This is a genomic window from Peribacillus sp. FSL M8-0224 (assembly GCF_038003055.1).
Classification (GTDB): domain Bacteria; phylum Bacillota; class Bacilli; order Bacillales; family DSM-1321; genus Peribacillus; species Peribacillus frigoritolerans.
Genome location: NZ_JBBOOJ010000001.1, coordinates 3,521,975 through 3,536,596 on the forward strand (window position 1 = coordinate 3,521,975; position 14,622 = coordinate 3,536,596).

15 protein-coding genes and 1 other annotated feature are annotated in these 14,622 nt (G+C 44.5%); of the genes, 3 read left to right on the forward strand and 12 right to left on the reverse strand.

What is annotated here, in order from left to right:
• Positions 1 to 46 precede the first annotated feature (46 nt).
• On the forward strand, positions 47 to 892 hold the full coding sequence (gene ypfJ, locus MKX49_RS16915) for a KPN_02809 family neutral zinc metallopeptidase (RefSeq protein WP_318292943.1): 846 nt from the start codon (positions 47 to 49) through the stop codon (positions 890 to 892).
• Positions 893 to 1,290: 398 nt separating this feature from the next.
• On the opposite strand, the gene nadA is transcribed toward ypfJ, so the two are convergent.
• Genes nadA through nadB form a run of 3 tightly spaced genes read right to left on the reverse strand, consistent with a single transcriptional unit; the run spans position 1,291 to position 4,809 of the window.
• Positions 1,291 to 2,397 carry a quinolinate synthase NadA gene (gene nadA, locus MKX49_RS16920; RefSeq protein ID WP_340877116.1) on the reverse strand — a complete coding sequence of 369 codons (1,107 nt, stop codon included), beginning with the start codon at positions 2,395 to 2,397 and terminating at the stop codon, positions 1,291 to 1,293.
• On the reverse strand, positions 2,394 to 3,245 hold the full coding sequence (nadC, locus tag MKX49_RS16925) for a carboxylating nicotinate-nucleotide diphosphorylase (protein ID WP_048688978.1): 852 nt from the start codon (positions 3,243 to 3,245) through the stop codon (positions 2,394 to 2,396). The genes nadA and nadC overlap by 4 nt, the downstream gene beginning before the upstream one ends.
• Positions 3,226 to 4,809: an L-aspartate oxidase gene (gene nadB / locus MKX49_RS16930; RefSeq protein ID WP_340877118.1), complete on the reverse strand. Its 1,584-nt coding sequence runs from the start codon at positions 4,807 to 4,809 to the stop codon at positions 3,226 to 3,228. The genes nadC and nadB overlap by 20 nt, the downstream gene beginning before the upstream one ends.
• A 103-nt stretch (positions 4,810 to 4,912) precedes the next feature.
• Here nadB and MKX49_RS16935 point away from each other — a divergent pair, with 103 nt between their 5' ends.
• Together MKX49_RS16935 and MKX49_RS16940 are read left to right on the forward strand one after the other, a co-directional pair.
• Positions 4,913 to 6,040: an IscS subfamily cysteine desulfurase gene (locus tag MKX49_RS16935; RefSeq protein ID WP_063594284.1), complete on the forward strand. Its 1,128-nt coding sequence runs from the start codon at positions 4,913 to 4,915 to the stop codon at positions 6,038 to 6,040.
• A gap of 49 nt (positions 6,041 to 6,089) precedes the next feature.
• Positions 6,090 to 6,620, forward strand: a complete 531-nt coding sequence (locus MKX49_RS16940) for a transcription repressor NadR (RefSeq protein WP_048688970.1) — start codon at positions 6,090 to 6,092, stop codon at positions 6,618 to 6,620.
• Positions 6,621 to 6,679: 59 nt separating this feature from the next.
• Here MKX49_RS16940 and MKX49_RS16945 read toward each other — a convergent pair whose 3' ends face one another.
• The 9 genes from MKX49_RS16945 to MKX49_RS16985 form a co-directional block, all read right to left on the reverse strand.
• Positions 6,680 to 7,372, reverse strand: a complete 693-nt coding sequence (locus MKX49_RS16945; RefSeq protein WP_340877119.1) for a DUF6944 family repetitive protein — start codon at positions 7,370 to 7,372, stop codon at positions 6,680 to 6,682.
• Positions 7,373 to 7,690: 318 nt separating this feature from the next.
• Entirely contained in the window at positions 7,691 to 8,566 is an 876-nt protein-coding gene (gene pheA / locus MKX49_RS16950; RefSeq protein ID WP_340877121.1) for a prephenate dehydratase, read from the reverse strand.
• A gap of 508 nt (positions 8,567 to 9,074) precedes the next feature.
• Positions 9,075 to 9,524, reverse strand: coding sequence for an ACT domain-containing protein (locus MKX49_RS16955; protein ID WP_034308837.1), 450 nt, complete (start codon positions 9,522 to 9,524; stop codon positions 9,075 to 9,077).
• Positions 9,525 to 9,564: 40 nt separating this feature from the next.
• Positions 9,565 to 10,854 (reverse strand): GTPase ObgE, encoded by a 1,290-nt coding sequence (gene obgE / locus MKX49_RS16960; protein WP_048688961.1) that lies wholly within the window; start codon positions 10,852 to 10,854, stop codon positions 9,565 to 9,567.
• A gap of 156 nt (positions 10,855 to 11,010) precedes the next feature.
• Positions 11,011 to 11,442 (reverse strand): Spo0B domain-containing protein, encoded by a 432-nt coding sequence (locus MKX49_RS16965; RefSeq protein WP_340877122.1) that lies wholly within the window; start codon positions 11,440 to 11,442, stop codon positions 11,011 to 11,013.
• A gap of 537 nt (positions 11,443 to 11,979) precedes the next feature.
• Positions 11,980 to 12,270, reverse strand: a complete 291-nt coding sequence (gene rpmA, locus MKX49_RS16970) for a 50S ribosomal protein L27 (protein WP_048688955.1) — start codon at positions 12,268 to 12,270, stop codon at positions 11,980 to 11,982.
• Positions 12,271 to 12,282: 12 nt separating this feature from the next.
• Positions 12,283 to 12,615 carry a ribosomal-processing cysteine protease Prp gene (locus MKX49_RS16975; RefSeq protein ID WP_048688952.1) on the reverse strand — a complete coding sequence of 111 codons (333 nt, stop codon included), beginning with the start codon at positions 12,613 to 12,615 and terminating at the stop codon, positions 12,283 to 12,285.
• Positions 12,616 to 12,628: 13 nt separating this feature from the next.
• Positions 12,629 to 12,937 (reverse strand): 50S ribosomal protein L21, encoded by a 309-nt coding sequence (gene rplU, locus MKX49_RS16980; RefSeq protein ID WP_034308849.1) that lies wholly within the window; start codon positions 12,935 to 12,937, stop codon positions 12,629 to 12,631.
• A 13-nt stretch (positions 12,938 to 12,950) separates the two neighbouring features.
• Positions 12,951 to 13,034: a sequence feature (ribosomal protein L21 leader region), on the reverse strand.
• 75 nt (positions 13,035 to 13,109) lie between these two features.
• Entirely contained in the window at positions 13,110 to 14,582 is a 1,473-nt protein-coding gene (locus tag MKX49_RS16985; RefSeq protein ID WP_340878563.1) for an Rne/Rng family ribonuclease, read from the reverse strand.
• Positions 14,583 to 14,622 lie beyond the last annotated feature (40 nt).

Here is a 14,622-nt window from a genome sequence, read left to right on the forward strand (position 1 = left end):
AGCTTTGTCTTCAGGTACTTATCTTACATTCCTGGGGGGAATAATAATGAAATGGAAAGGTAGACAGGGCAGCTCGAACGTCGAGGACAAAAGAGGGATGAGCGGAAAAAGCATGGCCGGAATCGGCGGAGGGGTCGGATTGGTAATTGTCTTGATCGTGACGCTCCTTGGCGGTAATCCAAGCGAATTGCTGGGCAGCTTGAATTCTACTGAATCGAACAATGGCAGCTCTTATGTCGAAACGGATGAAGAGAAAGAGCTTGCGCAGTTCGTATCTGTCGTCCTTGCAGAAACGGAGCAGGTCTGGACAGAAGAATTCCGTAAAAATGGACTGGAATATAGGGAACCTACCCTTGTCCTGTATTCAGGAAGTGTCGAATCGGCATGCGGGATGGCAGCTTCTTCGGTAGGGCCATTTTATTGTCCTGGTGACATGAAACTATATATTGATCTCAGCTTTTATCAAGAGTTGAAGCAAGAATTCCAGGCACCCGGGGATTTCGCCATGGCCTATGTCATTGCCCACGAGGTCGGACATCATGTTCAGACACTTTTAGGGACAACGGAAAAGGAAATGCCAGATCGGTCAAAGGTCAGCGAGACTGAATATAATAGGCATTCTGTCCGTCTTGAATTACAGGCCGATTATTTGGCTGGAGTTTGGGCACATCATGTCCAAGGAGAGAATTTGCTTGAAGAAGGCGATCTTGAGGAGGCCTTGAATGCAGCAAGTGGTGTGGGAGATGACCGTATCCAAAAAAAGGCACAGGGGTACGTGGTTCCAGACAGCTTCACGCACGGTACATCCGAACAGAGAAAACGGTGGTTCAATAAAGGATTTAAATCCGGTGATATGAATGAAGGCAATACTTTTAAAGCGAATAACCTCTAAAAGTTCTTACTTGTTTCAAAACAAAAAAAGGGGGAGCTTGTCCCCCTTTCCCGACTGAAGACAAATTCGAAGAAAAGCGAGTTTGTCTACTTTTTTTATGGTGAAAATTATAGTCGATTTCAGGAATCCGCTCCCTTTCCGCCGACTGTCCGCCAAGCGTCTGTGGGGTCTCGGCTAGCCAGTTATTCGGCAGGTGTTTCTCAATTTTCTTCCATCTTGTGAGTTTCAGCTAAAACAGTAAAAATACACGTGGATTACTCGGTCTTGTTTTAAAATCACGGCAATAATCCCTTGATAAAATTGTATTCGGGATAAACCATTCAATCCTCATTAGGTCAGCTAACTGAACGGGTGTCTTACCCCTTTTTTTCTTATGATTCAAAGTCTTTTGCACTAACTCAAACGCGTTCCAGCATTCTGTTTAAAGCCAGGATGGCATTATCCGCAATGCTCTTCCCCACTTTTATCGGATTGATGATTATACCTTCTTCAATGGATTCAAGCGCCCACAGCAGGTGAGGCAGATCAATCCGGTTCATTGTTAGGCATGGACACATATTCGGATTTAACGAGATGATGTTCTTGTCAGGATTATTGGCGATAAGTCGCTTGACAAGGTTCATTTCCGTGCCGATTGCCCAGGAACTGCCCGGTTCGGCTTTTTCAATCATATTTATGATGTACGATGTCGAACCTGCATAATCTGACAGGGCGACTACCTCACGGCGGCATTCGGGATGAACGATGATATTCATTTCAGGCTGCTCCGCTCTAAGCGTTTCAATATTAGCCGTAGTGAAATTTTCATGGACTGAACAATGTCCTTTCCAAAGAAGTACCTTCAAATCTTCGAGTTCCCCTTCATAGATCAATTCATCTTTATGCGGATCCCAAACGGCCATTTCATTCAATGGGATTCCAAGGTCAAAGGCTGTATTCCTCCCCAGATGCTGATCGGGAAGAAATAGGATTCTTTCTTTTTGCGCGAGGGCCCACGAGACCATCCCTTGTGCATTGGAGGATGTCACCGTCGTCCCGCCATTTTTCCCTACAAAAGCTTTGATGGCCGCAGTTGAATTCACATAAGTTAGCGGAAGGATCGTATCGCCAAAAAGATCCTGAAGCTTTGTCCACGCCCGTTCCGTTTGTTCAATATCGGCCATATCCGCCATGGAGCAGCCTGCACGCATATCAGGAAGGATAACCGTCTGCCCTTCTTCGGTCAAAATATCGGCTGTTTCCGCCATGAAATGCACGCCGCAAAACACGATATAATCCGCTTCACGATTTTGCGCGGAAAGCTGGGCCAATTGAAGTGAATCCCCCGTTGAATCCGAAAATTGAATGACTTCCTCCCGTTGATAATGATGGCCTGGGATATAAAGACGGTTCCCGAGTCGTTTCTTGATGTCATGGACCCGATTCTCCATCTCTTCCTTTGTCATCGTTTTATACTTTTCAGGCAATGTATTTCCTGCTGACTTAGCCATCTCCAATATGTTCATTTCAATATCCCCTCACGTTCTTTGACCTTTGCGCTAATATCCAGTGCCCTGACACTGTGCGTCAAGCTGCCCAACGAAATATAATCTACCCCTGTTTCCCGATATGAGGCTAGATTGTCTAAATGGATCCCTCCAGAAGCTTCAGTTATGATGTGGGCGGGAACCAATTTAATCAGTTGCTTGATTTCTTCGGGGCTCCGGTTATCGAACATGATGATATCTGCACCGGCTTCCACTGCTTCAAGCACCTGCTGTGGTGATTCCGTTTCCACTTCCACTTTAGTGGTATGTCCCAGTTTGGATTTTACCGTTTGTACCGCTTTCGTTATGGACCCAGCGAAAGAAATATGGTTGTCCTTTATCATGACTGCATCATATAAACCATAACGGTGATTGAATGCCCCGCCTGAGCGGACCGCATATTTTTCAAGCATCCGCAGGCCTGGTGTAGTTTTCCTCGTATCACACGCTCTCGTCTTCGTCCCCGCTAATATCATGGCAGCTTTATGAGCCTGTGTCGCAATTCCGGACATACGCTGCACTAAATTCAAAACGACCCGTTCCCCTTTTAAAAGAGAGGCCATATCGCCGGTCATTTTTGCAAGCTGCTGTCCTTCTTCAAAAACTTCTCCATCTTTAACAAAAACGCAAACCTCGATTTGCTCATCCAACAATGCAAATCCCGTCTGGATGACGTCCCCTCCACTAAAGACCCCGCCTTCTTTTGCGATGAATGTCAAAGTACCTTGTTCACCTTGATCAAAAATCGTATCACTCGTTACATCGCATTCCCCTATATCTTCCATTAAAAATTGTTGCAGCATCTGCTTAAGCTTCAATATATTCATATAGTTGTCTCCCTTTCACTCGGTTTTTCACATCCGTGCAAGCAAGGATAACCGAATTATCAAGCCATTGGGTGTCATCTTCGCTTGGATAGTCACTGCGGAAATGACCGCCCCTGCTTTCCGTCCTGGTCAATGCGGATTCGGCAATCAGCCACGCCACGATTAAGGCATTGATTTTCGTTATTTCTTGTATCGATAATGCCGTTACTTCCACATGCAGCAATTTTTCGATATTAAACGTTTCAAGATAATCCTTCAGACGAGTTAAACCCGCTTCATTTCGGACGATTCCCGCTTCGTTCATTAATTTTTCCTGCAATGTCGTGAAATCAGGTAAAAATGAAATTTGGCTGGAACACTTGGACTGCTCTTTTTCTTGCGGTATTGACCTTGACGGCACTTTAGCAAGGAAACGGCCTAGCGTATTTCCAAAAACCAGTCCTTCGAGAAGCGAGTTGCTTGCCAATCGGTTTGCACCATGTACACCAGTGCATGCCACTTCACCAACTGCATACAAAGAGGGTACTGAGGTTTGCCCCGATTCATCCACTTCAATCCCTCCCATTAGAAAATGGTTTCCAGGTGCAACTGGAATTTTCCCCAATTCAAGGTCCAGCCCGCTTTTTTCACATAATGAGGTCACTGTCGGAAAACGATTTTTAAAATCCTTGATCATCGAAATATCCAAAAATACCTTTTCACCGCGCTGTATATAAGAAAAGATCGTCTGTGCAACAATATGCCTTGGTGCTAGATCCTTCAAGCTATGGACATCCTCCATGATTGGCTTTCCCGTTTCCGTCACTAATCTCGCACCATCCCCGCGAACCGCTTCTGAAACCAGACCTTTCGCTTTGCCATTTACAAAAAGCAGGGTCGGATGGAACTGTATGAATTCCATGTCACGAACTTTTGCACCAGCCTTGAATGCAAGTGCGATTCCATCACCTGAAACCGTTTGTGAATTTGAAGTGAAATGGTATAGGGAGCCACAGCCGCCTGTTGCCAAAACCGTCTGTTCAGCATGATAGGTTACGAGTTCCCCTGCCTTTTCAAGTGCTTTGACGCCTATGCAAGAATCATCTTTCCCGATGATCAACTCCACTGCAGTAACATCCTCCATCACAGTAATCGATGATTTTTTCAAGCAGCCTATAAGATGTTCCATGATGTACTTTCCGGTAGCATCACCGTGACTATGGAGGATTCTTCGTTCACTGTGGGCGCCCTCCATGCCAAGCAATAGAGTTCCGTCATGATCATGGTCAAATTGCATACCCGATTCTATAAGTTCAGCTATAACCGAAGGTGCCTCTTCGACGAGTTTTTCCACTGCCTTCACTTTGTTATATCTCTGACCAGCCGCCAGCGTATCTTTTTTATGTAAGGATACTCTGTCACGATCAGATATTGCAGCAGCAATCCCGCCCTGAGCTAAATATGAATTACCATGACGGATATTTGATTTTGTGATGAGTATCACATGCTTATGCTCACTTGCTTCCAATGCCGTTTTCAAGGCAGCAATCCCGCTGCCTATCACGATGATTTCCGCTTTTACCATTATTTCATTCCTCCTGTTTATGACAGGTGTCTTGACAACTATATTTACATATTATTAAACTATTATCAAGAGTTTTTTAAGATTAAAGGATGGAAGTGATTTCTTGATTTATTTGGATTACGCCGCTACAACACCGATTGACGAGGAGGCTCTCGACGTATTCAGCCAAGCGTCCCGGAAGTTTTTCGGGAATGCGAGCAGTTTGCATGATATTGGCTCTGAAGCGGCACGTTTATTGGATATGTCACGGCAGCAACTCGCAGAAATGCTGAACATAAAAAAGGAAGGAATCATCTTTACGAGCGGCGGATCAGAAAGCAACATGCTTGCGATAGATACATTCATCGCTTCGAAACCATCCTGGCAGAACCACTTGATTGTAAGCCGGACTGAACATGCATCTCTTGCCAATTTCGTCGAAAAGCTTGAACAAGATGGCTTCGAGGTTACTTATTTACGGCATTTGGAAGATGGCCGTGTTGATATTGAACATCTGCAGGAATGCATGTCGGAGAGAACATGCTTGGTCATTGTCCAACATGTGAATTCGGAAATCGGGGTCATTCAACCCATTGAGCAAATAAGTGAAATCGTTCGAAAACACCAGGCTTTTTTTCATGTGGATTGCGTCCAATCATTTGCTAAATTACCGCTTGGCAAGATAGCCGCCTCATGTGATGGACTATCCGTTTCCAGTCATAAAGTTTATGGTCCAAAAGGGACTGGGGCCGTCATTTTCCCGGCCATCCATCAGTTGAAGGCTTCGGTACCGAACATCACTCATGAATATGGTTTCAGACCAGGAACAGTGGACGTCCCCGGGATAGCTTCCTTCGTGACCGCTGCTAAGAAATTGGGCGACATCATGGAAGATGAACGAAAACGGATTTCCGCACTTAGGACGCAATTGATTCAACGGCTGACGGAAAGGAAAATCGATTTTCAAATCATCGAAGCAAAATACGAGCAATTGCCTCACATACTGGCGCTGACCTTCGCTGGATTGCAAGGACAGTACATCATGCTGGAATTAAACCAGAAAGGATTTGCCGTTTCGACGGGAAGCGCCTGTCAAATCGGTAAACAGGATCCTTCAAAAACGATGATGGCCATTGGAAAAAGCGAAGATGAAGCCCATCAATTCGTCCGCTTTTCCTTTGGCAAAAACACGACGGCCGACGACATTCACAAGTTGGCGGACTGCATCGAAGGAATAGCTTCCATTCGATAAAACCCTCCAATCTGTGTTAGAATGTTTGTAATTAAAGAGGTGAATGTTTATGGAAAGAAAGAAATTACTTGGGGAAGAAAGACGGACGAAACTCTTACATTTATTGCAAACAAGCACGGAGCCTGTAACGGGCAGCGAGCTTTCGCAGATAACGAATGTAAGCCGGCAGGTTATCGTTGGTGACATAACCCTCCTGAAAGCGCGGAATGAACCTATCATTGCCACAAGCCAAGGCTATCTGTACCTACAAACGGGGAGCACGCAGAAGCCGGAAAGGATCATCGCTTGCCAGCACGATCCTTCCCGGACCCAAGAAGAACTATATTTACTAGTGGATATCGGCATCACGGTGAAAGATGTCAAAATCGAGCACCCCGTTTACGGCGACCTGACCGCTTCCATCATGGTCAGCAGCCGTAAAGAGGTCCAGCAATTCCTTTCAAGGGTGACGGCAACGAATGCATCGTTTTTATCGGAACTAACGAGCGGCATCCATCTCCATACACTGAGCGCATCATCTGAAGAACTGCTCGACGAAGCGGAGAGCGCTTTGAGGGATGCCGGCATTTTAGTCGATTGAATGAACGAAAAATCCTCAAAAGATAGGGCTTTTGAGGATTTTTTTATGGGCCCTCATGCTCACTCTTCATTGGAATTGCTTTCATTTGAGCTTCCATCGCCGGAGTTTTCATCTTCGTTACTTCTCAACTGCCCAATAAGGCTAATGACGGAACCGACCGCCTGAACCCAGCCCCCCATCACTTGGATTAATTCTGCATCAGATTGCTTCTCTTCCAAATAAGGATATTGATATTTTTGCTGTTCCTGCTCCTTATCTTGTTCTTCTTGTTCTTGATCCTTATCTTGGTCTTTTTCTAGAATGCTATTTTTAAGTTCGGCAATTCCACCCATCGCTTGCATCGAATTCCCAATCGCCTGCAACAAATTTCCCGTAGCATTGAAGGCCTGTTCCGGTTCATCCGGATTTTCGTATGCCCCCGCCAAAGCGGTTCCTCCGCCCAACGCTTGGATCAGATTGCCTTTGATGATTAATTCCTGTTTCGTTATTTCATCAAAATCAATGACTAAACCTAAGATAACAGTCGAATTCCCGATCGCCTGTATTATATTCCCGAATTTATCTAGAGACCAGGTTTCTTCCGCGTCGGCCAATAAGGCATTTCCTGTTGCTTGAAGTTCATTTCCAATCAAATCCAAGTTCTTACGAAATTCTTCGTCCAAGACATTGGATGGTGTACCAGCAATAGCTGAAATGACGGTTCCTATCGCTTGAGTCCACGAACCGAAAGTTTCTTTGAATTGATTATCCATCTTTGCTGACCACCACCCTCTCTCTGCCATTTTTGATTAAAAAGGCGCATCCACTGAATTAGTTTTCAAAATATGTATTTGCTTGTTCCACATGTGGCCTACCGAGATTTACTTATTGTATTTGCTTTTTGCACAATCGGTGTTTGTTTTGCATCCAGAATCCTGCTGCCTATCTATATATATTTCATACAAAGCTTAACGAATACTCACTAAAAAATGCCCCGGGAAAACTCCCGGGGCATCTTCCTATTCATTGGATAAAACTTAGCTGAGTTTGTACCATTCATCATTTTGAAAAGAAATCTCACAAATGATGAATTATCGTTGCGGTACACCAGTTTGGACTTTAAAGCATGTATAGCTTCCCATGATCGATACCGTACATCCTAAGGCCTCGAGCTCAGAGATCGCTCCTGGGATCAGGACATCGTCAAGGGACATTTCTATGTCGATGATGAAAAAGTAATTGCCTAATCCAGTTTTCATGGGTCTTGATTCAATCTTGGAAAGGTTAAGTTTCCTCCAGGAAAAAGCGGAAAGCACTTGGTGCAGCTGCCCTGAGTGGTCGGCAGGCAGCTGAATCATCAAGGTCGTTTTCTTATCCCCTTCCACGGTCAAATGCCCTTCATAGTCGACTTCACTGTTGGATACGACGATAAACTTGGTGTGATTATGTTCATAATCATGAATATTTTGTTTGGCAATCTTCAAACCGTACTCCTCTGCAGCCATATCATTTGCAATTGCAGCAATATTGATATCGGGATTCTCCATCACCATCTTAGCAGCGGCTGCTGTGGATGTGACATACTCATATGGAATGCCCCTTAGCTCATTATGTAGAAATTTGCGGCATTGAGCGATGGCATGGGAATGCGAATAAACCATGTCAGGTTTGAAACCAGGATATGCATGATCCGGATGCACCATATAATGCTGTTGAATTGGAATCGTCACTTCGCCCTTCATCGGCAATGTGACTTCATGGACTAAGTAATCCATCGTTATATTTACCGAACCCTCCAAAGCATTCTCGATCGGCACGAGCGCGTGATTCACTTCCCCGTCCCGAACAGCATCAAGGCAGTCCGGAATCGTGTTCATCGGTATTTTTATATCATTAGGAAATAGTCGCGATACAGCTAAATCCGTGAACGTTGCTTTTGGTCCAAGAAATGCAATTTTTGCTGTCATATTATAAACTCCTTTTCACGGAAAATCTATTGTTTATGTTATGCCATTTTCTGATTTTTTACAATAGTTAATCGTTAATTTCCTCTTACAAATGAAAACAGCCTGAAGACAAACCCGATAATAAATGAGTTTGTCTTCAGGCTGTTTTAGGTTTTTAAACGTTGACGTTGATTTCCGCTCCAGGACTCGCTTTCCGCGGGCGGTCCGGTAGCCCGTTGGTCTTTAGGTTACGGTTTCCATGATAAATGCCTTGCTTCTCAACATTCGCAAAAATTATGAGCCACGCTTTAAAGATACCGACCTGTTTGAACGGATTTACTATTGCATCTTAATGAAGGCTTCCGGATTATTTCGCGGAGCTACTATCGTCCCCAACATAAATCCATTACGGTCTGCACCGCATGAAACGAATAGGCAAACTTTTTTGTTCAGCATCAGTTGGAAAAGGTTCGGGAAACCTTTTATATACAAACTGACAGCCTGTACATGTGTAATGTACAGGCTGTTATCATGCGCCGTTACCAATGATTTCGACTTTTTCGACGAACTCCATTTTACGCAGTTTAGTGAGCAGTTCATTAATATCCATCGTCATCCCACCCGTATTCAGGGATAGGGTGACATTTGCACGTCCCTGTAAAGGAATCGTTTGGTGGATGGTCATGATGTTGCAACCGGATGAGGCGACGAGCCGTAAAAGCTCCGATAGAGTACCAGAACGATCTTCAAGATAGAAGAACAGTGTAATCAGCTTTTCCTTAACAACTGTATGAAACGGAAAAACCGTGTCACGGTATTTGTAAAAAGCACTCCTGCTTAGGTCTACTCGCTGTACCGCTTCCCAAACTGATTCCGCTTTTCCCCGTTCAATCATTTCTTTTGCATCCAGCGTTTTTTTCATCGCTTCGGGAAGAACATCCTCTCGAACGAGGAAAAATTTCTGATCGGACTTATTCAAACTCCGCACGCCTCCTTTTGCCTGCCATCATGGTCTCCAATCAATCAACAAATTCAAATTCATATTCAAGGATACGGACGATATCGCCATTTGTCGCACCTTTTTGGCGAAGGCCTTCGTCGACTCCGAATGAACGAAGCTGTCTGGCGAAACGACGTATGGACTCTTCACGGGTGAAGTCAGTCATTTTGAATAGACGCTCGATCTTGAATCCTGATACGGCAAAGCTGCCATCGGGTTCGCGTTCAATGTTAAATTCATCCGACTGTGATGTATGTTTATATAGAACCCGGTGGATTCCAGTATTCTCTTCTTCATGTTCAAGAGGGAACTCAGGGGTCTCTTCGATTTTATCAGCGATTGCATAAAGAAGCTCACGGATCCCTTCACGCGTCACGGCAGAAATCGGGAAGACAGGATAGTCTTCTTCCAGCTTTTCTTTGAAAGCAGCTAAGTTATCTTCTGAGTCCGGCATATCCATTTTACTTGCAACAATGATTTGCGGACGTTCAGTCAAGCGCAGGTTATACTCTTCCAATTCTTTATTGATTGTTTGGTAGTCTTCGTATGGATCCCGGCCTTCGAGACCAGACATATCGATTACATGAACGATTACCCTCGTTCTTTCAATATGGCGCAGGAATTGATGTCCAAGTCCCACTCCTTCTGAAGCACCTTCGATCAAACCAGGTAAATCGGCCATGACGAAGCTGCGGTGATCTTCCGTTTCCACCATTCCGAGGTTCGGTACGATCGTTGTAAAATGATATTCGGCAATTTTAGGCCTTGCTGCGGATACGACAGAAAGCAAAGTGGATTTCCCTACACTTGGGAAACCAACCAAACCGACATCAGCCAACAGTTTCAATTCCATGACGATATCGCGTTCTTGGCCGGGTTCGCCATTCTCCGCGATTTCGGGTGCAGGATTGGCAGGCGTGGCAAAACGGGAATTTCCCCGGCCTCCGCGGCCACCTTTGGCGATAACGGCGCGTTGTCCGTGCTCAACTAAATCAGCAATGACTTCCTTCGTTTTATCATCGATGACAACGGTGCCAGGTGGAACCTTGATCACCATATCTTTTGCAGCCGCACCATGCATGTTTTTGGACATGCCATGTTCTCCGCGAGGTGCCTTAAAGTGACGTTGGTAACGGAAATCCATTAATGTACGCAAGCCCTCTTCCACTTCAAATACGACATTGGCCCCATTACCGCCATCTCCGCCAGCTGGTCCGCCTTTAGGTATGAATTTCTCACGACGATAAGCAACTATCCCGTTACCACCGTCTCCGCCTTTTACATAGACTTTCGTTTGATCGACAAACATGCTATCACTTCCTTGTTTTCTGCAAGTCAATTCTTGCTGTATACTTCTCTAAAAGTTAATATCCATCTTAAAAAATATTTCATCCTCATTACATTCAAGAATTTCAATTGATTGCTCGGCCGTTAATGAACTTTCCAAAAACTCGATCACTGGGGATTAATCAATGAACCTGCCTTGCATATGAAATGTACAGTGCATATCGCTCACTTCTTTTTTACACATAGAAACAGCCAGTATATTTTCAAAAAACGGATCCAGGTTTTTATCCAGAATCTTGAAGAAATCGTTTGTCCAGCGATACATCAGCCCGTCCATCTCGGTTGAGCCTTCAAAAACATCAATGATTTCATATTCGCAATAAAATGATCCATTATTCCAATTCGACGTCAACAGCATCTCGGTGAACTTGGGTAAATTCAAACTGGAAAGTCGTGCTTCATTCTGGGTTTCAACAATGATTTCATCAATGATGCCCTTGACACGATCAATTCTGTTCAACTCCAGATTCCCTTTGATGATTTGAATTTTATTCAGCCAGTCATGCCTGGTTTGACGCAGAGTTTCAATAGTCGTCCAATTTTTATCCATTATTAACACCTTCAATTATGATAAAGAAACTTTTTTCAGCTCTATCATGTTGAATACTTCCATTTGTACAGTATATCAAAAAAACAACAAACAGGAAATGAAGCTCGATTCACATGCCTTCACATGAAAGCCCCCGTCCAAAAAATACAGCCGCACACCCTGAGTTCTTTGGACGATGGTAGAGCCATTTGAACTAAAAAAGAGAATGGGCCTTATTTATGCACCAATTGGAGATATTATAGTTGAATTGGAGTGTCTATTTGGTTTAACCAAATCGGATGGATGAATAATCTTGGATTTACCCCCTGAAAGTTTAAGAAAGCCCGCCTATTGGCGAGCCTTTTGTAAGTCAGAGGTTGTTTCCTTATACTAATGACTAAAGTCTCCTGCAAAATGCTGGTTCGTTCCTATAGTATAAATAAAGGGCCGGACCCCTTCATCACTATATAGCATACCATTATTAATAATGACGCGGTATATAGTGTCTTGTAGAAGGAATCAGACCCTTTTGAGTCAGCCTCTGTTCAAAGATGCCAATTATGCTTCTTGTGCAACTGGATATACGCTTACTTTTTTACGGTCACGTCCGAAACGTTCGAATTTAACAACACCGTCTACTTTAGCGTATAGAGTATCGTCTCCACCACGGCCTACGTTCTCACCTGGATAGATTTTTGTTCCGCGTTGACGGTAAAGGATAGAACCACCAGATACGAATTGACCATCTGCACGTTTAGCGCCAAGACGCTTGGAGATTGAGTCACGTCCGTTCTTTGTAGAACCTACTCCTTTTTTCGAAGCGAAGAACTGAAGATCTAATCTTAACATTTGTTCCACCTCCTATTGGTTGAGGATAATTTTCATGTATTTACCATAATCACGTTCGATGGTTTGCAGCGATATGAGCATTCCGTTCAAAAGCAGCTGAACCTTCTCTTCCGATTCCGGCGAAAGATTCCCCGGAATGGCGCAGCGAAGATAGCCGCCTTCTCTCCCTTGCTCAATCTCAGGCTCTACGTCCGTTAAGGACATGATGGCATTGACTGCCCCGAAGGAAACAGCCGATACACCTGCACAAACGATATCAGAACCTTTTTTAGCAAAATTAGCATGTCCGCTTAAGGTGAACGAAGCAATCCGTTCCTGCGGAGCATCAAATACAACTTTGATCATCTAGAATCAGCCCTTACGCGTTGATTGCTTCGATAACAACTTTAGTGTATGGTTGACGATGACCTTGTTTTTTACGATTGTTTTTCTTCGCTTTGTATTTGAAAACAGTGATTTTCTTTTGCTTACCTTGTTTTTCGACAGTACCTGTTACAGTAGCGCCTTCAACTAGTGGAGCACCGACTTTCACGTCTTCGCCACCTACGAATAAAACTTTGTCAAATGTAACAGTTTCGCCTGCTTCTGCGTTTAATTTTTCAATGTAAACCGCTTCGCCAGCTGCTACTTTAATTTGTTTACCGCCAGTTTCGATAATTGCGTACATACTTGCACCTCCTTAAATGTCTCAGACTCGCCAATCACAGGCGTTTTACCAAAAAGGCAAAAGCTTAAAACCTGATGTTGAGCGGTTGTAGCACGGGTGCTACAAACATAACATTAAAATCCTACCATGAAACAGGAAAGGCTGTCAATATATTTATAACAATTCCCGCTCTTCACTCGAAAGCCCGCCCGATTTCCTGAATGCTTCCGAATCGCTTGATGGAATAGGCATTCGTCAAACCTGGGATAAAAGACAGGAATATCTTTTTAGCGATCAATTCCTCCAAGGCCGGCCGATATGATTCCTTTTCACCAAGCAGCACGTCCGCCACCGCTTTACTGACCTCCACCCATACCGCTTCATCATCCGTCTTCCTGTGTTCCAGCAGTTCACGTTCCAACCGGAAGGCCACCGTTTCCGGGCTCTCGATTTTACCGCTTCCACTGCACACAGGGCAAGGCACCGTCGTCATTTCACTTAAAGACGGGGAGGTTCGCTTTCTCGTCATTTGTAAAATGCCCAGTTCCGTAAAACCGATGACCTGGATTCGCTTCTCATCCCTCACCGCTTCCTTTTTGACGATTTCGATGATTTCCTGCTTATGCCGGGTCTGGTCCATATTGATGAAATCTATCAGGATGATCCCGCTGATATTCCTCAATCTCAGTTGACGGGCGACCTCTTTCGCCGCAGCCTGATTAACCGCAAACAATGTTGCTTCCTTCTCCACCTTGCCGGTGAACTTACCTGAATTGACATCGATTACGGTGAAAGCTTCCGTTTCTTCAAAAATTAAATATCCGCCATTATCAAGCCAAACGATTTTCTTGGCCATTTTCTCAACTTGCGCTTCCACATTCCATTCGGAAAAAATATTCCTGGTACCCGATACATGGGATATTTCCCACTCCTTACGGTTTTCCTGTATCCACTTTTTCAACTCGCGATAGGCCTCGAAGTCATCGATGGCAAGTTCCCCGGTCGCCGTTCCCGACATTTCGGAAATGATCATATCAAGGTAAGCGTCCCTCTCATAGAGAAGGGACGGGGCCTTTAGGGATGCAGCCTTGACTTCAAGCTCTTTATGGAGCTCCCGCAATCCAGTTAACCTGTCAAGGAAAACCGATTCACTTTCGTTCTCCATCGAGGTGCGGACAATCAATCCCTCATCAGGATTTTTATGCCGCATGGCCGTTTCCCGCCATTGCTTCTGAAGATCGTCGTTTTTGAATTTCTTTGAAACACCAACATAATCTATTCCATGTATGTATACGAGGGACTCCGTTGAAAACTCGATCAGCCCCGTCAATTTAGCTCCTTTTGTTCCCGTTTCATCCCGGGTCACCTGAACTAGCAGCTTTTCTCCCTGACGGACAAATTGACCGATGGATGCTTTCCCATCACTTTTTTTTGTGAGCTGGAAGGAGGGAATCTCGTCACGGTGTAAAAAACCATTCTTCTCTGCACCATAATCAATGAAGACGGCATCCATTCCCGGCAGCACCTTCGTCACCTTCCCAAGATATATATTACCGACCGTACTGCGCTTTTGAGGCGGCATGATTTCAAGTTTACGTAAAACACCATTCTCAAGGACGGCCACTCTTTTTTCGCGTGAAGCTAGGTTCGCGATCATTTTTTTCATCAAAAAAAATCCTCTCCTCAATTTGAAGAAAGGATAACAT